This is a genomic window from Agreia sp. Leaf335, assembly GCF_001423605.1.
Taxonomy (GTDB): Bacteria; Actinomycetota; Actinomycetes; order Actinomycetales; family Microbacteriaceae; genus Agreia.
In genome coordinates this window covers 735,763-757,340 of the sequence record NZ_LMOQ01000001.1, presented here as the reverse complement: position 1 = coordinate 757,340, position 21,578 = coordinate 735,763, and the positions used below count along the sequence as shown (strand labels likewise).

Sequence of the window (21,578 nt, the reverse complement as noted above, 5' to 3'; positions counted from 1 at the left end):
AAAGCACCTCCGCTGATGGCCGTCTCCGGTCGCTTCGTTCTGCTCGTCGCTCTCGGCGTCATCCCCGTGGTTCTCATCGGCGAGGCCTACCGACAGGCCGAACTCACGCTCGCGCTCTGGCTTCTGCTGGCCGTGGCACTCGGCATCGTCGATCTCGCTCTGGCCGCATCGCCGCGCCGCCTCGTCGTAGAGAGGGTGCTGCCGAATCGCGTTCGTCTCGGCGAGACGGTCTCGAGCGAACTCTTCATCACGAACGAGAACCGCCGCGTACTGCGGGGCCTCGTTCGCGACGCCTGGCAGCCGTCGGCCGGCGCCGTCGTGACGCGTCAGCACGTCGTGGTGCCCTCCTCCGAACGTCGGATGCTGCGCACAACGCTCACACCTTTCCGTCGGGGTGACCGTCGCACGGCCGGCGTCACCGTCAGGAGCTTCGGACCTCTCGGCCTGTGGGCCAGGCAGGCGACGCTGACGAGCCCGGGGCGGGTGCGTGTTCTTCCCCCCTTCAACTCCCGCAAGCACCTACCTTCGCGTCTCGCACGACTTCGAGAGCTCGACGGCGCGACCAGTGTGCAGATCAGGGGCCAGGGAACGGAGTTCGACAGTCTGCGCGAGTACGTGCGCGGCGACGACGTACGCTCGATCGACTGGCGCGCCACAGCCCGGCAGGGGGATGCTCGGGCCGGGCACGAGCAGAAACTCATGGTCCGCACGTGGCGGCCCGAGCGAGATCGCCGCATCGTGATCGTGATCGACACCGGCCGCACCCAGGCCGCTCGAATCGACGACGAGCCGCGTATCGACACGTCGATCGAGGCGTCTCTTCTGCTCGCGGCCCTCGCGACGCGGGCCGGCGACCGTGTCGACCTGATCGCGTGGGACCGCCGCATCCGGGGTCGTGTCACGGGAGCGAGCGGCGGCGAGTTGTTGAACCGAATGGTCGACACGATGGCCACCGTCGACCCCGAACTACTCGAGACGGACTGGTCGTCGGTAGCCGCGCAGGTGCGAGCCGTCACCAACCAGCAGGCTCTCGTGGTGCTCTTGACGACCATCGATACTCCCGCGTCGTCGAGTGGACTTCTCAGTGTGCTGCCCCAGCTGGCCCAGCGGCATACAGTTCTGGTGGCCGCCGTCTCCGATCCCGAGATTCTGAGCGCCGTGTCGCAGCGCGGTGATCGCGACGAGACGTACAGGGCCGCTTCGGCGGAGCGTTCGCTGCTCGACATGGCTCGGGTCACCGCGGCGATCACGCGGCTCGGCGGCGATGTCGTGACGGGTTCGCCCTCTGCCCTGCCCCCGATGCTCGCGGACCGCTACCTCGCGCTGAAGGCGGCAGGACGCCTGTAACCGCGGCGCACGCGCCGGTCAGCCCGCGACGAGCTGCTTCGCTCCGGACTCGAACTCCTCGAGATCACCCGTCTGTCCAGCCCGCACCGCTGCTCGACCCACGACGAGCATGTACGCGAGGAACGCCGCGAGCGCCACGGCTCCGATGCCGATCTTCACGGCCCAGGGCCACGGCTGCGGCGTCACGAACCCTTCGATGATGCCGGAGATGAAGAGCACGATCACGAGCCCGAGGGCCACCGTGAAGAGCGCGCGGCCGTCTTCGGCGAGCGCCTGCGACCGCGTTCGCGCCCCGGGCGCGATCCACGCCCAGAAGATGCGGAGCCCGCCCGCGCCGGCCACGAAGATCGCGGTGAGCTCGAGGAGTCCGTGCGGCAGGATGTAGAGGAAGAACGTGTCGCCCTCGCCGTAGTGGAAGAGCACCGCGGCGTTGAGGCCCAAGTTCTGGGCGTTCGTCATGATCAGCATCGGCACGTAGAACCCGGTGATGCCGAAGGCGATGCACTGCGCCGCGAGCCAGGCGTTGTTCGTCCACACCTGTCCTGTGAACGACGCCGCGGGGTTCTCGGAGTAGTAGTTGACGAAGTCCTCGTCGGCGAGCTTCTTGAGGTCTGCGTCGGATCCCAGATTGGCGAGCACCTGCGGGTCGTTCGATACCCAGAAGGCGTACAGCGCGGCCACACCGACGGTCACGAGCGCGAGCGCGAGAGTGAGCCACCGGATGCGATAGAGCGCGGCCGGCAACTGGAACACGAAGAACGCCGGGATCTGCCTCAGGAGATTGGTACCGGCGCCCGTGAAGCGGAGCCTGGCGCGCGAGAGGTAGAGCGAGAGTTGGGCGCCCTGAGAGGTCGATCCGACGGTCGTCTTGATGGCCGACAGATCGGACGCGCCGGCCTGATAGCGCTCGATGAGCTCGTCGGCGTCGGTGCCCGAGAGTTCTCGGCTCTTGCTCAGAGCGTCGAGTCTGGACCACTCGTCACGGTGGGCAGCAGTGTAGGCATCGAGATCCATCTGCTTGAATTGTATTCATGACGGACTCCCGTGTCGCCTCTCCGGCCGCCGGATTCGCCGACCCGCTCGCCGATGCCTACACCGACGACGAGCTTCTGATCGGCGAGGCGGTGGCGCTCGACGTGCGTCCCGCCGGCTTCGTTCTGCGTGCCGGAGGCGGTCTGATCGATTTCGTCATCTCGATCGCCCTCCTGATCGCGCTGATGTTGGGCATCGGTGCACTCGGCCAGAGCGGTGTCATCGACGAGGCGCTCCTCGCTACCCTGAGTGTCTCGGCGCTCGTTCTGTGTTTCGTCGTCGTGCCGACGACGCTCGAGGTGGTGCTGAAGGGCCGATCCGTCGGCAAGCTCGCGGTCGGCGCGCGCATCGTGCGAGACGACGGCGGCGCCATCTCGATCAGGCACTCCGTGATTCGGGGTCTCGTCGGCGTACTCGAGATCTACATGACCCTGGGCTCGATCGCGGTGGTCACGTCTCTTCTCAACGGCAAGTCGAAGAGGCTCGGCGATCTCCTCGCGGGAACCTACAGCCAACACGAGCGGGTGCCCGTGCCTGTGAGCCACGCCCGTGGCGTTCCCGTCATGCTCCAGGCCTGGGCCGACGTCGCCGACGTCGCCCGAATGCCCGATCGGCTCGGCAACCGGGTGAGCCAGTTCCTCGTCCAGGCCTCCAGCATGGCCCCCGCCACCCGAGAGCGCATCGCCGCCGAACTCGCTGTCGAGGTCACGCCCTTCGTCTCACCCATCCCGAGCGTGCATCCCGCGCTGTTCCTGTCGGGCGTCGCCGCCGTTCGCCGCGATCGCGAATACGCCGCGCTCGAACGTCAGAAGACGGCGCTGAACCGGCTCGACCCGATCCTGCAGAGTCTGCCGCACGGGTTCCCGCGCCGCTAGCCGGCTCCCACGCCCGCGACGATCGGGTACCAGTGCTTCTCACGCAGACTCGATGCCTCACTCGCGATCGTCAGCCACTCCCCCTCGATGGCCGGATCCGCCGCCGTAGTCCAGAGACCGAAGTGCGCCTCGGGCGTCGGCCACGCGTAGTCGGCCGCCCCGGTAGCGACCACATTGCGCACGGCGCCGATGAAAGTGAGGTCGCACAGAGCACCGATCACGTCGTGCGCCAGCGTCGCCACCGTCTGGATGCCGGTGGGGTCGTCGTCACCGGTGATCCGCGTGGGCAGATCGAGGCGGCCCGACTCCGGGCGCGCGACGCAGAAGGCCTCGTCGCCTCGCACGAGCAGAAGTCGCACCATGCTCATCGGATGTGGCGGAATCCCGCCCCGGAATGCCTCAGCACGCCCGCCCGCCGGAAGCCACGGTGCGTTCTCCGTGACCTGGACGAGCGTCTCGTCGGGTCGCACAGACGAACCTCGTGGCCTCAGTAGCGGTAGTGATCGACCTTGTACGGGCCCTCGACCGGCACGCCGATGTACGCCGCCTGTCGGGGCGTGAGCTCCGTCAGTTCGACGCCCAGCGCATCGAGGTGCAGGCGCGCGACCTTCTCGTCGAGGTGCTTCGGCAGCACATAGACGCCGATAGGGTAGCGCTCGGTGAACGCGTAGAGCTCGATCTGGGCGAGCACCTGATTGGTGAAGGAGTTGCTCATCACGAAGCTCGGGTGGCCGGTGGCGTTGCCGAGGTTCATCAGACGTCCCTCCGACAGCACGAGAACGCTTCGCCCCGTGGGCAGGCGCCACTCGTGCACCTGCGGCTTGATCTCGATCTTGACGGCACCGTCGAGCTTCTCGAGCCCCGCCATGTCGATCTCGTTGTCGAAGTGGCCGACGTTGGCGATGATCGCCAGATGCTTGAGACCCAGGATGTGATCGACCGTCACGACGTTCTCGTTGCCGGTTCCGGTGACGATGATGTCGACGTCGCCGATCACGCTCTCGAGCCGCGCGACCTGGTAGCCGTCCATCGCCGCCTGCAGCGCGCAGATCGGGTCGACCTCGCTCACGATGACCCGAGCACCCTGGCCCCTGAGCGCCTCGGCCGCGCCCTTTCCGACGTCGCCATAGCCGACCACGAACACGACCTTGCCGCCGATGAGAACGTCTGTCGCGCGGTTCAGGCCATCCGGAAGCGAGTGGCGGATGCCGTACTTGTTGTCGAACTTGCTCTTGGTGACCGAGTCGTTGACGTTGATGGCGGGAAAGAGCAGCTCGCCAGCGAACATGAGTTCGTAGAGGCGGTGCACCCCTGTGGTCGTCTCTTCAGAGACGCCCTGGATGTCGGCGGCGATGCGGGTCCAGCGGTCGGTCGACGACGCGAGCGATCGACGCAGCAGGTCGAGCACGACACCGTACTCGTCGCTGTCGGAGGGCTGGCTGTCGGGCACGGCTCCGTCGAGCTCGAACTGGCGACCCTTGTGCACGAGCATCGTGGCGTCGCCACCGTCGTCGAGGATCATGTTCGGACCCGTGTAGTCGGCTCCGTCGGCCTCGGCCTCGGCAGACCAGTCGAAGGCCTGCTCGGTGCACCACCAGTATTCCTCGAGGGTCTCGCCCTTCCAGGCGAAGACGGGCACGCCGACCGGCGCGTCGGGTGTTCCCGTGGCACCGACGACGATGGCGGCGGCCGCCTCGTCTTGAGTCGAGAAGATGTTGCAGCTGACCCAGCGCACCCGGGCACCCAGAGCGGTGAGGGTCTCGATCAGCACCGCCGTCTGCACCGTCATGTGCAGCGATCCCATGATGCGAGCTCCGGCGAGCGGCTGAGACTCGGCGAACTCTTCGCGGAGCGACATGAGCCCGGGCATCTCGTTCTCGGCGAGGCGGATCTGATGGCGGCCGGCCTCGGCCAACGTCAGGTCGGCGACCTTGAAGGGCAGAGTGGTCACCGGGGCAGCAGCAGAAGTCATGCTCTCATTCTAAAGAGATGCGGCGGGCCATGCCCGGGAGGTGCGTGCTTACTGGGTGAACTGAACGTGTCGCATGACCTGCCAGCCCTGCGGGGCCTTGAGGCGATCCGAGTGACGGGTGCACAGGTCGTAGCTGTGCGGCTCGTGGCTGAGGCTCAGCGGGCCCAACACGGCGAGAGAATCGGCGTAGACATACGTGAGAGTGGCGACCGCCTCATCGGGGCACGCTACTCGGGAACACGGTCGATTCGTCATCACCCTTCACCGTACGCCCGTGTGGTCCGCACGGCGGTCAGGATCGATCGTGTGTCGCGCGGTGCACCACGCCCTCGGTCTGTCTCGTCGCGCCGCAGAGAATAGACTCTCGCCATGGCTCGCTCACGTCGCATCGCACCGGCCTCGTCTCGAGGAGCCGGTCGCAACCGCCACGGCAGGGGCCTCCGCTCGGCGGTCACGGGCCCCCACCTGCCCATGATGAACACTCGCATCGACTTCTTCGACACCACCGTCGCATCGACGGCGGAGTACCTGCGGAGCGTCTGGCCGAACGAACTCGCGGATGCGGTCTTCGAGATCGGTGCCCTGCCCTACGGCGCGAATGGCAAGCCCGGAACCGCCGACACCGGGGTCGAGCGCTGGCGTGTGCTGGGCGACCGCATCATCCTCTACCGCGTGCCGATCGAGCGCCTCGCCCACCTCCACCGAGACGACGAGGCGCACCGACGCATGCTGATCGAGAGCTGCGTCTTTCGAGCTGTGGCCGACTATCTCGGCAAAGATCCATGGGATCTCGCGCCCGAGGGCTTCCGTCACTTCTGAGGAAGCGCCCAGCTACGGGTAGACGACGATCGGGGCTGCCGACTCGCTCGGCGCTGCCACGGTGTAGCCCGAGAGCTGACCGTCGCCGCTGTAGCCCACGCTGATGCTCACGGCCGATGACATCGACGCCGTGTAGACGGTGTTCGGCTGCGCGTCGAGACCCTTCGTTCCGCCCGCGGGCACCGCGATCTTGACCTCGTTGCCCGCCGCCGTGCGCAGGGTCACGTCGGCCTCGTCGTCGCCCGTATTCGCGATATGGATGCGCGGGGACGGCCCGGGCGCGATCGGCACGAGCACATCGGCCTTGAGCGGCGCGGCCGCCTGATTCCAGGCGAAGTCGATGGCCCCCGACGCCAACACGGAGGTGCGCGCGGCGGCGACGATCGGCTGGGTCGACTCGAGGCTCACCGAGTAGCTTCCGTCGGGAAGGTCCTTCAGGGGCAACTCGCTGACGACTCCGCCAGGTGCGCTGAGAGTGTAGGAACCGTCGGCCGAGCCAGAGCTCTCGCTGGCGACCGAGACCGTGATGGTGGCATCGGCATCGCCCGGAACGTAGACGCGCAGGGCCGCCTGCAAGTCTGCGTAGCCGTCGGCCGAGAGGCGCTCGGCGATCGCGGAGGTTCCGGTGATCTTCACCCCGGCGAAGACGAGATCGGTCGACGGCGCTGCCGTCGGGCCGGTCAGTTCGATGCCACCGGGCTCGAGACCGCGGATGACGGTCTGTTGCAGACTGGCCGCGACATATCCCCCGGTGCTGACGATGTGAACGGCCGGGTACTTGGCGTTCGGAGCGAAGCCGGCGAGCGAGAAGACGCGCTGCGACTTGGCCGGCACGGTGATCCCGGTCGAACCGGGTGCATCGAGTCGTCCGTTCTCGGCGAAGAAGGTCATGTCGACATCGGCCGTGACCTCGGTCGGGTTGCTCAGCAGCACGAAGCTCGTGCGTCCGACGGTCGTCGCGCCACCGACGAGCCAGGTATCGGCCTGCGCCTCAGCGCAGTTCGTCGCGGCGAGACCCGAGATGTCCTCCTGCGCGACAGCCACGGACTGCGCGGCGGCGATGAGCACACCGGGGTCGGCGGACGGCGCGGTCACGGCCGTCGGAGCGGTGGCATCCCCGACACTCGAGTTGTCGGGAGCCGCGAGGGGCGCCTGCTCGATGTCGACGCCGGATTCATCGGCACCGCTGCTGCGCTTCGGCGTGCCCACGCCAGACGCCGCGGTGGCGTCGGCGCCAGCACCGTTCGAGAGCTGGAGAAGCGATCCGGCACAGACGAGGCTCTGCGGCACCGGGGTAGGCGCGACCTCGACCGACGGAACGGAGACCGAGTACTTCGGCAGAGGAATCAGGACGGCTCCCGCCACGAGCGCCGCTCCCACCCCGAGGGTCAGGGCGGCTCCCAGAGCGCGGGCGCTGGTGGCGATTACGGTGCGCTTAGCGGCCATCGTGGTCGTCCTCCTCCTGGCTCAGGTCGATCGGTTTCACTCGCATCACGGTCTCCGCGTCGGGGTCGTACCCCTCGTCGATGTCGTCGGGCATGGCACGCGGATGCGAGAACGCCGGTTCGGAGTCGGCCTCGGGTTCGTGGTCGGCCTGCTTCGGTGACGCCGTCGGCGGCGGCGTGTAGACGAAAGCATCGTCGGCCACGGGCGCGGGGGTCGACAGCGTGGACCTGTCGACGTCGGCCCGCGGAGCAGGCTCGATTCTGGGCGCCGGCTCGGATTCGTGCGCAGGCTCAGGCTCTGGTTCCGGCGCAGGCTCGGGTTCGGGCGCGGGCTCAGTCGACGCTTCGGGCTGCAACTCCGGCTCGGGCTCGTGGACGGCCTCCGGCGACTCCACGAATTCTCCGGTCGGCTCGGCCTCGACCGGCGGCAACTCGGTCGACGCCGGGGCTTCGACGAGCTCGGCGAGCGACGGCGTCGTGTGCTCGTGCTCGACAAGGACGTCAGGCGCAGGCGCTCCGATGAGATCGAAATCCTCCCCCGGGTGGATGACGGTGCCGGGGGCTGCAGCGGAGGACTCGGACTCAGACTCCGGCGTCTGTTCGGCGGCAGCAGGCTCCACCGCGGGCGTGGCTGGGCTGATAGAAGGAGCGGACTCGGTCATCGGCGGCTCCGACGCTGTCTCCGTCGCCGGCTCCGACACCGTCGCCGGGCCTGTCGTCGATTCGCCGGGTGCGACCTCGGGCGCGGACGCCACGGCCACCGAACTCGCGGCGACCGCCGCAGCAGCGGCTTCCGCCTCCGCGTCGGGTCGAGGCTTGCGCGCGAAGAGCCGGCTCCGCAGGGAGCCGCGCGGCACCGGGGTAGCGGCCGCCTCCGTGGCCCTGCCATCCGGCGTCTTGGCTTTTTCTACGTCGTCATCGTCGTCGTCACCCTCGACATCGGGCTCGTCGGGAATGGTAGCCCCTGCAGGCTCGAGGGCACTCACCGCGCGGGTGCCGTGGGGCTGCAGGCGCCCAGCCGGAAGGGCCAGAAGCAGCATCAGAAGGAAGACGATGCCCTGCACGACGAGCACGAGCACACCCGTGGGCGACCCGAGGTTGCTGGGCTTCGGCTCGGGCAGGCTCGAGATTCCGTCGGTTCCCGTGACCTGCCACAGAGTGCCGGCGAACGTCTTTCCCACCGTCGTCAGAGAGGCGTTGGCATCGAAGGCGGCCGTCGAGCGGGTCGTGGTCGTCGCCAGCGCAGGATCGGTGTCGCCCGGCGCCGGGTTGGCAAGCAGCACGAACTCCACTCCGAGGTCGGCCAGACGAGAAGTGCTGTCGCTGCCGCTCTGCGAGGCGAGGTTGCCGATGAGGTCTGCCAGCTCGGCGTCGCGCGTCGCGTCTCGGTTGGTCGAAGCGAGTGTCGACTGGTCGTCGAGGGTCACGCCGGTTCCGGTGACAATCGCAGACTTGATACCTCCGTCACGCTGCGGCGTGAGTACGAGCGTGCCGACCCGGGGTGTGGATGCCGCCTCGGCTGTGACGAAGGCCGGCAGCAGGCGGCCATCCGTGGTCTGGATGGCGGAGCTTCCGAGGAGCGTCGAAGCGACGAGCGGCACCGCGACGACGACGACGGTGGTCGCGGCCAGGAATCCCGGAGCGAGCGAGAACCGCTTGAGCGCGTGCAGGCCGACGACCGCAGCGCAGATGAGCCCGAGCCAGTAGAAGCTGAGGCCGGGTCCGGCCCAGAGCGTCACGGGATCGGCACCGACAGCATCGAGCGAGATGCGAGTGGAGGCGATCGCCGTGGCGAGGCCGAGAAGCGCACCGACGACGGCGATGATCGCCCGCGTGACGCTCGGGCCCGGCAGAACCAGCGCGAGAATCGCGGCCAACACGAGCGGAACGACGGCGATCGCCAGCACGATCTGAAGAACCGACGAATCGATGCCGACCATCGATGCCAGGCCGGTCCATCCGCTCTGGGCCGTGTCGGGGATACCACTCACCAGCGCGAGGATAGACCCGGGTTCACGCACGACGGGGACGCCCGGATCTGCAAGCAGACCCAGCGGGTTGCCGGCGCGGAACTGATCCCAGGCCAATGGAAGGAAGAGCGCGACGGCGGGAATGGGGATGCCGACGTAGCGCGCGACGTTACGGCCCGCGGTGGCGACGGACACGATCCAGATGATGAGCAGGGCGGGCCACAGCGATGGCGCGCCTGCGAGGGTGACCGCGAACAGGATCGCGGCCATGGCGGACGCCGACCACGACTTGCGGGCGGCCAGACCGGCGAGCACGAGCCACGGCAGCATCAGATGCGCGAGGACGGAGCCGACGGCTCCCTCGTCGAGCGAGGCGAGAAAGGTGGGCGCCAGAGTCCAGAGCACGGCGGCGACTGCCCGCAGCCAGGGCTTGTCGGTGAGGCGAGCAGCGAGGAACCACGCGGCCAGCGCCGCGAGCGGCAGTGCGGCCAGATAGAGACCCACGATCGCCAGCGACGGAGACCAGAACGTGATCGATCCGAGAACGGCCAGCACGGTCGTGAACGGGTCGGCCGCACCGACGAAGCCCAGACCGATGTCGCGCCAGCCGTAGCCGACGTGGCTCCACAGCTCGCCCAGGGTGGAACTCACCGGAAGCAACGAACCCCCCGTCAGGGCCACCGCACCGATGAGGGGCACGAACATGATGAGACCGAGAACCGCGAAGATCAGAACGGTCGTGACGCCACCCGTGGCGATGAACTGGATGCGGTCCTTCTCACCGCGCAGATGAGTGAGGGCGATCTCGCGCTGCAGAGAGCGCCGACGTCGCACCTCGTCGCCCGGGATGCGAAGCGGAGCGATGGTGTTCCATCCGACCCGTTTGGCGGAACGCAGGTTTCGGCGCGCCTCGGTCACACGTGACCCGAAGGCCGTTCGGAACGCGGCGGAGAGCTCGCCGCCGATGGCGCCGGGCTGCTTGCGCACCAACTGCGCGAGGCTGCGCGCAATCGCGAGGGGAACGAGCGAGAGCCAGTGGAAGACCACGGCGAAGGCGGGCGCGTAGGCAAGACGTCGGTGCAGCTGCGCCGCTCGGCGGTCGGCCTGGCGCTTTCGCCGGGCGCGCCCCTTCTCGCTCCGACCCGGGCCCGCGAGGCCCACTCCGGCCGATGCGATTCGCGCAGCCGGAACTCCCATGACCCGGTGACCGGCCAGGCGCACCCGCACGCTGAAGTCGAGCCCGTTGTCGGCGGTCGGAAGGGCATCATCGAAACCGGAGAGGTCGTTCCACACCGTGTGACGAACGAGCATGCCGGCTGCGCCGACGCCGAGTACGTCGCTCATGCGGTCGTGCTGCGCCTGATCGAGCTCGGTCTCGGCCATCGAGTAGGTGGCGCCGAATCGGGTCAGCGTCTCGCCGAACTCGCTGATGTAGTCGGGGTGCTCCCAATCCATCTGTTTCGGTCCGGCCGCGGCGACGGACGGGTTGACCTCGACCGCGGCGAGCAGAGCTGCCAGAGCATCGGGTTCCGGAGCCGTGTCATGGGCGAGCAGCCACAGCCACTCGTTCTCGTCTGCGGGCGGCGGAACCACCCCGAGGGCATGAGCAACGGCCGTGCCGAAACTGAGGCGCCCGGAGGCCTGGATGAAGTGGGTCGGCTGAGCGCCGGCGAGGAGCGCCGGCGTCGTATCGGTCGAACCGACGTCGACGACGATGAGACTGTCGGGCTGCCTCGTCTGCGCCTTCAAGGCGTCGAGGGTGCGCGGAAGAAAGTCCGCTCCGTTGGAGGCGACTAGGACTGCTGTAACTCGGGCGCGCATATCACTTAGACCCTAGGCGCCGCGCGCGCAACCGGCCGATCAGGCACCGGCGTGCCGGGATATCGGTACGAGCGTCGGTTGAGTCGCTAGGCCTGTTTGCGCAGCTTGCGACGCTCGCGCTCGGAGAGACCGCCCCAGATGCCGAACCGCTCGTCGTTCTTGAGCGCGTACTCGAGGCACTGGGCCTTCACCTCGCACGACGTGCAGATGCGCTTCGCGTCGCGGGTAGACCCGCCCTTTTCAGGGAAGAAGGCCTCGGGATCGGTCTGAGCACACAGCGAATCGGTCTGCCAGGCGAGAGGATTCTCGTCGTCTACCGGTGTCTGTTGACGTACGCCAGGAACACCGAGATTGACGGGATCGACGAACCAGTCCTCTGGGACGCCTGAGCGGTATTCCATAGCCATACCACGCTCTACCTTCTGATCTGCATTCGACCTGCCGAACCCCTCCCGCTAATTACACCCGTGTAGTTCGCCTGAGTCAAGTCGCGGATCGTAAACCCTCAACTGCGTCTAGAGGGTTTGGCGAAACACCGTGTCTTGCTAATCGACGCTCGCCCGACACGCCAAATCGACTAGCCCGCCCGGCGCGCCGTCCACGCGCTGCGCACCATTTCGTCGAGCGTGTGGCGCATCCGCCAATCGAGGTCGCGCGCGGCCAATTCGCCTGACGCGACGATGCGGGCCGGGTCACCGGGGCGGCGAGGTGCGATCTCGGGCGCGAAGGGAATCCCCGTGCCCTCGGCCATCGCGGTCATGATCTGGCCGACGGATGCGCCTTCACCGCTACCGAGGTTGTAGGCGGGCTCGAGCGGCTCGCCGGCATCCAGGCGCCGCGCCGCGGCCACATGCGACAGCGCGAGGTCGGAGACGTGGATGTAGTCGCGGACGCACGTGCCGTCAGGCGTGTCGTAGTCGTCGCCGTTGATGCGGGGGACGCGCCCATCGAGGAGCGCGTCGAAGACGAGCGGGAAGAGATTGTGCGGGCTGGTGTCGAACAGATCGGGGTAGCCGGAGCCGACCACGTTGAAGTAGCGCAGGGAGGTGTGAGCGAGACCCGCTGCCACACCCTGGTCGCGCAGCAGCCACTCGCCGATGAGCTTCGACTCGCCATAGGGCGACTCGGGGTTCTTCGCAGTGGACTCGGTCACCAGGTCGGTGTCGGGGGTTCCGTACACGGCAGCGCTCGAGGAGAACACGATGCTGCTGACCCCGGCGTCGGCCATCGCACCGAGGAGCACCTGCGTGCCCGTGACGTTCTGCTCGTACGTGTGCAGCGGACGCGTCACCGAGACACCGGCGTACTTGTAGCCGGCGACGTGCACGACTCCCGAGATGGAGTGGTCTTCGAAGGTCTGGCGCAGCAGATCGGCGTCGAGGATGCTGCCGTCGACGAAGGGAACACCATCGTCGACGAAGCTGCGGTGCCCGCTCGACAGATCATCGATGACGACGACGTCGATGCCCTGCTCGAGGAATGCCCGCACCACGTGCGAGCCGATGTAGCCCGCGCCTCCCGTTACCAACCACGCCATTCGTCGACTCCTTTACCCAGCGGAACGCGACGGTACCCATCGCGCATCAAGTCTCGCACCGTCCAGCCAATGCCGATCGCCGCCAGAACACCCATCATCACCAGAAAAATCATCATGGCAGTAACGATATGAATTGCCATATTCAGCCACCAGATGGAAGGATGTCAACGGAGCACGTTTTACTGCCACCTTCATCGATCGAGAGAATCCCATGCTGAAAAAGGTCGTTCTGATCGCACTCCCCCACGTCGCGCCGTTCGAGTTCGGCGTCATCTGCGAGGTGTTCGGCATCGACCGCGCCGATATGGGCGGACCGACGTTCGACTTCACGATCGCTGCCGCCGAGCCCGGCCCGATTCCGACGAGCATGGGCTACGACATGATGATCATGAACGACCTCGGCACCGCCGCCGACGCCGACCTCATCGCGATTCCGGCACACCTCATCGACGAAGACATCCACCCCGAGGTGCTTCGGGTGCTGCACGAGGCGAACGACCGCGGCGCATGGATTCTGACGGTCTGCAGCGGCGCGTTCACCCTGGCGAAATCCGGCTTGCTAAATGGCAAGCGCGCCGCGACGCACTGGATGCACGCCGACCGACTCGCTCGGGACTTTCCCGAGATCGAGGTCGATCCCGACGTTCTCTTCGTTCAAGACGGCAACATCATCACGGGCGCGGGCACCGCTGCCGGTATCGACGCTGCGCTCCACCTCGTGCGCACGGAGCTGGGCGCCGCGGCGGCGAACGTGATCGCCCGCCGCATGGTGGTTCCCCCGCAGCGCGCCGGAGGCCAGGCGCAGTTCATCGCCGCCCCCATGCCCGCAGAGCCGAGCGACTCCTTCGCCGGCGTCACAGAGTGGATGCTCGAGAACCTCGATCGCGACCTCAGTGTCGACGAGCTGGCACGCAAGGCCCTGATGTCCTCCCGCACGTTCGCGCGGCGGTTCCGCGCCGACCTCGGCACCACCCCCGCGGCGTGGCTCAACAAGCAGCGCCTGATGCGCGCGCAGCAGCTCTTGGAGGAGACCACTCTCGGCCTCGAGGCCGTCGCCGCCGAGACGGGCTTCGGATCGGCCGCCGTCATGCGACACCACTTCGTGAAGACCCTGCAGACGACGCCGGCGAACTACCGACGAACCTTCTGCGTGAGAGAGCTCGTCAGCTGATCCGCTGCCGCCGCCGCGCGCGCTAAGTCAGCACGAATGGGAGACACGCCGCTGTCGGTCGTGGTTTCTACAGTGCGTCGGCCGAATCGTGCTGACTTAGTCGCCTCGAGCCTCGTCACTACCTCCCTCCTGCACAAGGGCCCTCGCGGGACAGTTGCCAACGACGTTCGCAGAATCGACTGAACAGCCCTCCAAGCAGCTCATCCTTGTGATCGTGATCGATCATTCCGCCCTAGCGGTGGCCCGCCTTGCCGACCAGACCGGAGGCATCGCGTCGCGCGCGACCCTCCTACGGGCGGGTGCCTCACCACGCTCGATAGAACGAGCTCGCCAGGCGAAGTTGATCATGTCCGAGCGTCGGGGACTCTACGCCAGCGCAGCAGCAGACCTCGATCAACGCAGAGCTGTTCGGATGGGCGGCCTCGTCGGCTGCATCAGCGCGCTGCGGCGATCCGGCGTCTGGGCGGGGTTGGACACGCGCCTGCATGTTCACGTGCCCGCTGGCTCGAAGCGACTGCGCGTCGACGAGGTGGCTGCCGTCGGCCGAGACAGGAGCACCCCGCGCAGCGATACGAGCTTTCTTGCCGAAGCAGGCGCACCTCGCGTGCATTGGCAGCGTCCCGTCGAGCAAATCCCCTTCGGCAGGGACTGCGGCACCACCGACTGGATCGTTCCTCCTCTCCTCGCCCTCAGGCAAGCCGTGCTGTGTCAAGACGAGGAGCACGCGATCGCCTCGATCGACTCCGCGTTGCACACGCGCTTCATCGCGCACGGCCAACTCGATCTGCTCTTCGAGACCCTCCCGTCACGCCTGCGCCGCCTTCGAAGAGAACTCGACCCGCTGGCTGATTCGGGTACCGAGTCCATCTTTCGGGTACGCCTGCGCAGGCTCGGCCATGTCGTCGAGTTGCAACGAGCAGTGCCGGGCTCGAGCAAGTTCGATGCTCTCGTCGATGACGTCGTCGCCATCGATCTCGACAGCAAACGATGGCACTCCGACGACCGCCAGCAGATCTGGGACTACGACAAGACTCTCCAGTCCATCGCCTGGGGCCGCCCAGTGATCAGGATCCTTCCTCACCACCTGTTCGAGTACTGGCCAGAGACGCTGCAGGCCATCGAACGAGCGGTTGACGACGCCCGAAAACTGCGGCGCTACAGACGCGGCAGACCTAAGTCAGCACGTTTCTAGCAAAATGCCGTCGCTACCCCACCGCCGGGCGGCGTGCCCTCGAGAACGTGCTGATTTAGCCCGGCGCGAGCTACGCGGGGGCGCCCGGCGCCGCCAGGAACACGGTTCCCACGCCCGTGAACGTGATCGCGCCCTCCTCGGGAGTGATGAACACCGACTGGCCCCGGTCGAGGGTGATGTCGCTGCGTTCACCGTGGATCTCGAACGAGCCCTCGGTGCAGATCGCGATCGCGGCGCCGTCCGGCCTGTAGGCCGCCCGCTCGTTCAGCTCGGTGTGGATGCGGACGAGCACGAAGTCGGGAACGCCCGGCCGGAACTCCTCGACACCCTGGGAGGGGAACGTGGGACGGATGTACGGCACGGGCAGCGGGTCGAAGTCGAGCACCGACAGCAGCTCGGGAACGTCGATGTACTTCGGCGTGAGTCCGCCGCGCAGCACGTTGTCCGAGGCAGCCATCAGCTCGACGCCGAGGCCCTTCAAATACGCGTGGATGTTGCCGGCCGGCAGATACAGCGCCTCGCCGGCCGAGAGGGTCACCCTGTTGAGTAACAGCGACATCACGATGCCCGCGTCGCCGGGATACTCGGCGGCCAGGTCGCGGACGGTCTGCAGCGAGGCTGCGTAGTCACCCGCTGCCGTCGGCTCATGACGGGCCGCGAGTTCGGAGACCGTGCGCACGAGCGCGGTCACCTCCTCCGAACCGGCGAGGAGCCACTCGACCAGTTCTCGTAGCACCTGGGAGTCGTCGCCGCCCGCGAGCGCTCGCGAGACGAACGGGGCGAGAACGGCCGAGCCAGCGGCATCCGATTCTGCCTGCCAACGCTCGAGCAGCGTCACGATGTCGCGGATCTCGGCCAGGGGCCGGAACCCGCAGAGGGCCTCGAAGGTCTCGCTCAACGCGACGATGACCTCGGGCTTGTGCAGGGCGTCTTTGTAGTTGCGGTTGGGTGCATCGAGAGCAAGGCCGGCGGCGTTCTCGGCCTCGAAGCCCTGCCGCGCACGCTCGAGCGTGGGGTGCGCCTGCAGAGACAGGGGCGCGGCGGCCGCGAGGATCTTGAGCAGGAACGGGAGCTGCTTGTGCCCTCCGAGCGAGCCCTCCGGGTCATTCGCGATCCACTCCGCGAGGTTCTGGGCGCCGTGAGGGGTCGAGCCGTCGACGATCCTCGAGGGCGAGCCGGGGTGCGCCCCGAGCCAGAGCTCGGCCTGCGGCCCTCCGGATGCCGGGGTTCCGAGAAGGTCGGCGATCGCAGTGGTCGAACCCCACGAGTAGTCGCGAGGAGTATTGGTGATTCCAACGAACACGTCGGGGCCCTTCTGAACAGTCGTCGATGATCGATCGGTCGGTACGTTTATGAGCGACCTACAACGCCGCGCGGCGCGGTCTGCCGAGTCTTAGCCCAAACTACCAATCGGTTGGAGGCAAGACCTGCGCGCTGGTTGAGTTGCACCCGAACACCCCTGAGCAACGGAGCACACATGTCTTTGGAACCCCTCGCCAGCGACTTCTACGGTTACGAGTCGATGCTGACCGACCAGGAGAAGACCGCCCTCGCGGCGATCCGCGCGTACCTCGAGAACGAGGTCAAGCCGGTCGTGAACGGCCACTGGGAGAAGGCGACGTTCCCGCACGAGATCATCAAGGGACTCGCCGAGCTCGACGTCTACCGGTTCGGCTGGGACGAGACGAAGCCCTTCGACAACTCCGCCGTCTTCCGCGGATTCGTCGCCCTCGAGCTCGGCCGCATCGACGCCTCCGTAGCCACCCACGTGGGCGTGCAGAACGGCCTCGCCATGGGCGCGATCAACGTCACCGGCTCAGACGAGCAGCGCGCAGAGTGGCTGCCCCGGATGGCCGCCGGCGAGGTCGTAGGCGCGTTCGGCCTGACCGAGCCCACCTCGGGCTCCGACTCCGCCCAGGGACTCAAGACCACGGCGACCCGCGACGGCGACGAGTGGGTGCTGAACGGAGAGAAGCGCTGGATCGGGCACGCCACCTTCAGCGACATCACCGTGATCTGGGCCAAGGACACCGCCGACAACCAGGTGAAGGGCTTCATCGTTCCCACCGACACCGCCGGCTATCGGGCCACGAAGATCGAGAACAAGCAGAGCCTGCGCATCGTGCAGAACGCGGACATCACCCTCACCGACGTGCGCATCCCCGACTCTCTTCGCCTGCAGAACGCGAACTCGTTCCGCGACACCGCGAAGGTGCTGCGACTGACCCGCGCCGAGGTCGCGTGGGCTGCCGTCGGCAACTCGATCGGCGCCTACGAGGCCGCGCTGCGCTACACAAAGGAGCGCGTGCAGTTCGGCAAGCCCATCGCCTCGCACCAGCTAATCCAAGACCTGCTCGTGAAGTCGATCGGCAACATCACGGCCAGCCTCGGCATGGTCGTGCGGGTCTCGCAGATGCTCGATGAGGGCATCCAGCGCGACGAGCACTCGGCCCTCGCCAAGGCCTACACGACGGCCCGGATGCGCGAGACGGTCGCGTGGTGCCGCGAGGCGCTCGGCGGCAACGGCATCGTGCTCGACTACGACGTGGCCCGGCACTTCGCCGACGCCGAGGCGCTGTACTCCTACGAGGGCACCCGCGAGATGAACACCCTCATCGTGGGGCGCGCGCTCACCGGCTTCGCCGCGTTCGTCTAACGGCGCGGGGCCGTTCCGATCGAGCGTCGACGGAACGGCCAGCGCCGCTGGATACCCCACTGGGTCACCCGAAGCATCGCCTCGACCACGATGGCCCGGCTCATCTTGGACTCGCCGCGCTCGCGTTCGCGGAACTCGATCGGAAGCTCGATCACGGAGCCGCCGCCGTCGAGGACACGGAGGGTCATATCCACCTGGAAGCAGTAGCCCTTCGAGTCGACGGATCGAAGATCCATGCTCGCGATGCTGTCTGCCCGATACACCCGGAAACCTGCGGTGACATCGTGCACCGCGATCCCCAGCATGAGCCGCGCATAGACGTTGCCCGCTCGGCTCAGCAGCTGCCTGCTGAGTGGCCAGTTCACCACTGAGCCACCGGGTACCCACCGGGAACCGATGGCGAGCTGTCTGCGGGAGTCGCCGCTCGCGGCCAGACTCTCGACGAGGGCCGGCAGCCGCTCGGGCGGATGCGAGCCATCGGCATCCATCTCGATCAGGTAGTCGTAACCGCGCTCGAGACCCCAGCCGAAGCCTTCGACGTAGGCCGAGCCGAGGCCGAGCTTGCCCGCTCGATGAAGCACGTGGATCCGCTCGTCGGCCTCGCTCGCATCGTCGGCGATCTTGGCGGTGCCGTCGACGCTGTTGTCATCGACGACGAGCAGATGCGCTGCCGGCATCGAGGCGAAGACGCGGTCGACGATCCACGTGAGGTTCTCTGCCTCGTTATAGGTGGGAACGATGACGAGGCACCCTGCGCCTACTAGTGAATCGGCGTTGAGTGAATCTGACATCTGTTTTTCTCGATTGCTGATGATGTGCACTGCTGAATGCAGCGGCGCTGGTGAGTATCTGACGGCCTCAGCAAGGTTATTGGGTCGACGAGCATGCGGCGGCGCTCGCAGGGCATCATCACAGGCACGAAGAGGCAGGGACGTGTGGGAAAGCCAGAGGAGAGCGCGCTCGGTAGTCTTGCCTCTATGAACTCCGTGACCAGCACCGGCCGCTCCGCACTGGCCGTGCTCACGTTCTTCACCCTTTTCGCCGGAGATTTCTGGCGCAACCTCATCGGCTGGTACGGCTTCGCGGCTCTCGCCCTCGCCGTCGTCATCACGCTGGTCGTCTTGATCACCCGCGATCGAGGATGGCGCCAGCTCACATGGCGCCGTGTTCCGCTCTCTCTGGCCGCGTTCCTGGCCCTCGCCGTGGTGTCGATCGCCTGGTCCTTCTACCCCGGGGCAACGCTGCTCGGACTCGTTGCCCAGTCGGGCCCCGTCGTCGCCGCGATCTTCCTCGCCACCTCGATGACCTGGCCCCGCATCCTCACCGCGCTGGGGCGGGCCACCAGGTGGATTCTCGGACTGTCGTTGCTGTTCGAGTTCATCGTCGCCGTCTTCGTGCGCCGACCGATCATTCCGTTCTGGGTCGACTACGGCGATGGAAAATTGCCGAACGCCTTCTTCTGGAGCCAGGCCGACCTCTTCACCGGCGCTCCGATTCAGGGCATCGTCGGCAACCGCAATCTGCTGGCCTTCATCGCCGTGATCGCGCTGGTCTGTCTCGTGCTCGAACTCACCTCCAGATCGCTCGGTCGCAGGCGCTCCTATGCCTGGATCGCCATAGCCGTGGCGACTCTGGCGCTCACCCGGTCGACCACGGCCATCGCCGTGCTCGTCGTCGTGGCCGCGGCCGCGGGCATCCTGATTCTCATGCGGCGCTCGAACGCGAGGCAGCGCCGAGTGGTACTCGCGTCGAGCACGGTCGGCGTCGCCGCAGCCGCGGTTCTGATCGGGGTGTTCTCGTCGCAGATTCTGCGACTCTTCGGCAAGAGTTCAGACCTCACCGGCCGCTTCGACATCTGGGACGCCGTCACCGCGCTCGCACAGCAACGCCCCGTCTTCGGCTGGGGCTGGGTGAGCTACTGGGTGCCGTGGGTCGAGCCGTTCACCCACCTCGCCGAGCGCAAAGGCGTGACCTATCTCCAGGCGCACAACGCGTGGCTCGACGTGTGGCTGCAGCTCGGCATCGTCGGGTTGGTGCTGTTCATCGCTGCGGTCGTCGGCGCGTGCTGGCGGGCCTGGTGGTTCGCGGTCGACCCGCAATTGGATGCTCGGGGCACGCCGCTTCCGTTCGTTCCGGTCACGCTCTTGCCCGCTCTCATACTCACCCTGCTCGTCGCCCAGTCGTTCGTGGAATCGCGCATGCTCGTCGAAGGCGGATTCGCGCTGCTCGCGCTCATGGCGCTGAAGACGAGGCGCGACGTGGGCGCAACTGAGATCGACCTCACGGTGCCCGACGGTGGTCCGGTGGAGTCCGACAGGCCCGCACTGCTTCGACGGGCCGGCTTCTCACGGTGAGACTCTCCGAGCACCCCGGCTGGGCGGTGGTCGCGGCGATCTTCGGCTCTCCGCGGTTCTCGGCCGTGCTTGCCACGACGGCCATCGGGTCTGCGCTGTCGGTGAATCTCATCAAGGCGACGATGGGCTGGGCGGGGCTGATCGGCATCCTGAGCACTCTCGTCGTGTTTGCGACCGTCTCTCTGATCGCGCGACGCAAAGACCTCGACTGGCACGGAGTGCTGCCGCTGTCGCTCGTTGTCTTTCTCGCCTGGTGCGCCATCACGATCGTGTGGAGTCGGTATCAGTCGTCGAGCGTGACCGGGGTGATCTACCAGCTCACGTTCGCGTTCCTCGCCCTGTACGTCGCCCTGGTGCGTGATCTCATTCAGATCGTGCGGGCGGTCGGCGACGTCATGCGTGTGCTGCTCACGGCCTCTCTCGCGCTCGAGATCCTGTCTGGCCTGCTGCTCGACCTTCCGATCGTGTTTCTGCGCATTCAGGGCAACCTCGACGAGGGAGGGCCGCTGCAGGGCATCTTTGGCTCACGCAACATGCTGGGCTTCATCGCCCTGATCGCGCTCGTCACCTTTTTGGTGGAACGCAATACCCGGTCTGTGCCGCGAGGACTCAGCCTGTACTCCATCGTTCTGGCGGCGGTATTGCTGCTCGGGTCGCGCTCGCCGATCTCGCTCGGAGTCGCCGGCATCGTGCTCGTCGCAGCGGCCGCGGTGCTCGCGCTGCGCCGCGCTCGCCCCGAGCTTCGGCGGAGCCTGCAGATCGGAATGCTCGTCATTCTCGTGATCGGAACCCTCAGCGCGTACTTCGTGCGCACGCGCATCCTGGCGATCGTGGGGGCGAGGTCGGAGTTCACGTATCGTCTCGAGATCTGGAACCAGCTGTCGAGCCTCATCGACTACAACCAGCTGGAGGGCTGGGGCTGGGTCGGTCTGTGGCGGCCCAACGTGTCGCCGTTCTTCGCCCTCGACTTCGTGGGCAACCGTCAGCACACCTCGGGACTCAACGCCTTCATCGACGTGTACTTTCAGGCCGGACTCATCGGCCTCGCGATCTTCGTGGGCATGGCGGGGTTGGCGCTCGTGCGTTCCTGGATTCTGGCGACATCGAAGAAGAGCGTCATCTACATGTGGCCGGCGCTCATTCTGATCGTGCTGCTCGTGACGAGCATGGCCGAGAGCGTCATGCTCGTCGAGTACGGCTGGATGTTCTTCGTGATGTGCATGGTGAAAGCAGCGCACTCGCTGAGCTGGCGACAGGGGCTCGCGCTGAAGCCGCCGACGACGGAGCTGCCACGGTCGGGGTCGTAGGCGGGTAATTAGATGCGCCATCTCCGACGGAACGGGCACACATACCTCAGGTCGACCGCAGACATTGCCTAGACGAGGAT

At 67.0% G+C, this 21,578-nt stretch carries 19 protein-coding genes; 8 read left to right on the top strand and 11 right to left on the bottom strand.

What is annotated here, in order from left to right:
* Window positions 1-15 precede the first annotated feature (15 nt).
* Window positions 16-1,347 (top strand): DUF58 domain-containing protein, encoded by a 1,332-nt coding sequence (locus ASF79_RS03630; protein WP_055851982.1) that lies wholly within the window; start codon window positions 16-18, stop codon window positions 1,345-1,347.
* Window positions 1,348-1,365: 18 nt separating this feature from the next.
* Here the strand turns inward: ASF79_RS03630 and ASF79_RS03625 are convergent, their stop codons facing one another.
* Window positions 1,366-2,361, bottom strand: a complete 996-nt coding sequence (locus ASF79_RS03625) for a stage II sporulation protein M (protein WP_055851978.1) — start codon at window positions 2,359-2,361, stop codon at window positions 1,366-1,368.
* A 17-nt stretch (window positions 2,362-2,378) separates the two neighbouring features.
* Here ASF79_RS03625 and ASF79_RS03620 point away from each other — a divergent pair, with 17 nt between their 5' ends.
* Window positions 2,379-3,254 (top strand): RDD family protein, encoded by an 876-nt coding sequence (locus ASF79_RS03620; RefSeq protein ID WP_082495662.1) that lies wholly within the window; start codon window positions 2,379-2,381, stop codon window positions 3,252-3,254.
* On the opposite strand, the gene ASF79_RS03615 is transcribed toward ASF79_RS03620, so the two are convergent.
* From ASF79_RS03615 to ASF79_RS17010, 3 genes are read right to left on the bottom strand one after another with little or no spacing between them, the layout of a single operon-like run.
* Window positions 3,251-3,724, bottom strand: a complete 474-nt coding sequence (locus ASF79_RS03615) for a hypothetical protein (RefSeq protein WP_055851975.1) — start codon at window positions 3,722-3,724, stop codon at window positions 3,251-3,253. The two genes, ASF79_RS03620 and ASF79_RS03615, sit on opposite strands and share 4 nt — an antisense overlap.
* A 17-nt stretch (window positions 3,725-3,741) precedes the next feature.
* On the bottom strand, window positions 3,742-5,226 hold the full coding sequence (gene ahcY / locus ASF79_RS03610) for an adenosylhomocysteinase (protein WP_055851972.1): 1,485 nt from the start codon (window positions 5,224-5,226) through the stop codon (window positions 3,742-3,744).
* A gap of 48 nt (window positions 5,227-5,274) precedes the next feature.
* Window positions 5,275-5,481: a DUF3499 family protein gene (locus ASF79_RS17010; protein WP_055775369.1), complete on the bottom strand. Its 207-nt coding sequence runs from the start codon at window positions 5,479-5,481 to the stop codon at window positions 5,275-5,277.
* Between the two features lie 114 nt (window positions 5,482-5,595).
* Between ASF79_RS17010 and ASF79_RS03605 the strand changes: the two genes are divergently transcribed.
* Window positions 5,596-6,045 (top strand): metallopeptidase family protein, encoded by a 450-nt coding sequence (locus ASF79_RS03605; RefSeq protein ID WP_055775371.1) that lies wholly within the window; start codon window positions 5,596-5,598, stop codon window positions 6,043-6,045.
* Window positions 6,046-6,057: 12 nt separating this feature from the next.
* On the opposite strand, the gene ASF79_RS03600 is transcribed toward ASF79_RS03605, so the two are convergent.
* The 5 genes from ASF79_RS03600 to ASF79_RS17285 form a co-directional block, all read right to left on the bottom strand.
* Window positions 6,058-7,491, bottom strand: a complete 1,434-nt coding sequence (locus ASF79_RS03600) for a DUF5719 family protein (protein WP_055851970.1) — start codon at window positions 7,489-7,491, stop codon at window positions 6,058-6,060.
* Window positions 7,481-11,281: a glycosyltransferase gene (locus tag ASF79_RS03595; RefSeq protein ID WP_082495661.1), complete on the bottom strand. Its 3,801-nt coding sequence runs from the start codon at window positions 11,279-11,281 to the stop codon at window positions 7,481-7,483. The genes ASF79_RS03600 and ASF79_RS03595 overlap by 11 nt, the downstream gene beginning before the upstream one ends.
* Before the next feature lie 86 nt (window positions 11,282-11,367).
* Entirely contained in the window at window positions 11,368-11,688 is a 321-nt protein-coding gene (locus tag ASF79_RS03590; protein ID WP_078714135.1) for a WhiB family transcriptional regulator, read from the bottom strand.
* Window positions 11,689-11,858: 170 nt separating this feature from the next.
* Window positions 11,859-12,818 (bottom strand): UDP-glucose 4-epimerase GalE, encoded by a 960-nt coding sequence (gene galE / locus ASF79_RS03585; RefSeq protein WP_055851965.1) that lies wholly within the window; start codon window positions 12,816-12,818, stop codon window positions 11,859-11,861.
* A complete protein-coding gene (locus tag ASF79_RS17285) occupies window positions 12,803-12,958 on the bottom strand; it encodes a hypothetical protein (protein ID WP_156366146.1) in 156 nt (51 codons plus the stop codon). Before ASF79_RS17285 ends, galE begins: the two co-directional genes overlap by 16 nt.
* Window positions 12,959-13,029: 71 nt before the next feature.
* On the opposite strand from ASF79_RS17285, the gene ASF79_RS03580 reads away from it, so the two are divergent.
* A complete protein-coding gene (locus ASF79_RS03580) occupies window positions 13,030-13,989 on the top strand; it encodes a GlxA family transcriptional regulator (protein WP_055851962.1) in 960 nt (319 codons plus the stop codon).
* Window positions 13,990-14,335: 346 nt separating this feature from the next.
* Window positions 14,336-15,181, top strand: a complete 846-nt coding sequence (locus ASF79_RS03575) for a hypothetical protein (RefSeq protein WP_146077675.1) — start codon at window positions 14,336-14,338, stop codon at window positions 15,179-15,181.
* A gap of 70 nt (window positions 15,182-15,251) precedes the next feature.
* On the opposite strand, the gene manA is transcribed toward ASF79_RS03575, so the two are convergent.
* Window positions 15,252-16,484 (bottom strand): mannose-6-phosphate isomerase, class I, encoded by a 1,233-nt coding sequence (gene manA / locus ASF79_RS03570; RefSeq protein ID WP_055851956.1) that lies wholly within the window; start codon window positions 16,482-16,484, stop codon window positions 15,252-15,254.
* Window positions 16,485-16,658: 174 nt separating this feature from the next.
* On the opposite strand from manA, the gene ASF79_RS03565 reads away from it, so the two are divergent.
* Complete coding sequence (locus tag ASF79_RS03565) at window positions 16,659-17,837, top strand: acyl-CoA dehydrogenase family protein (RefSeq protein ID WP_055851954.1); 1,179 nt, start codon at window positions 16,659-16,661, stop codon at window positions 17,835-17,837.
* On the opposite strand, the gene ASF79_RS03560 is transcribed toward ASF79_RS03565, so the two are convergent.
* Complete coding sequence (locus ASF79_RS03560) at window positions 17,834-18,628, bottom strand: polyprenol monophosphomannose synthase (protein ID WP_055851951.1); 795 nt, start codon at window positions 18,626-18,628, stop codon at window positions 17,834-17,836. The two genes, ASF79_RS03565 and ASF79_RS03560, sit on opposite strands and share 4 nt — an antisense overlap.
* A gap of 186 nt (window positions 18,629-18,814) precedes the next feature.
* Here ASF79_RS03560 and ASF79_RS03555 point away from each other — a divergent pair, with 186 nt between their 5' ends.
* Both ASF79_RS03555 and ASF79_RS03550 read left to right on the top strand, forming a co-directional pair.
* The gene (locus ASF79_RS03555; protein ID WP_235500618.1) at window positions 18,815-20,191 is read left to right on the top strand and encodes an O-antigen ligase family protein; all 1,377 of its coding nucleotides are present in this window, start codon (window positions 18,815-18,817) and stop codon (window positions 20,189-20,191) included.
* Entirely contained in the window at window positions 20,188-21,498 is a 1,311-nt protein-coding gene (locus tag ASF79_RS03550) for an O-antigen ligase family protein (RefSeq protein WP_235500617.1), read from the top strand. Before ASF79_RS03555 ends, ASF79_RS03550 begins: the two co-directional genes overlap by 4 nt.
* Window positions 21,499-21,578 lie beyond the last annotated feature (80 nt).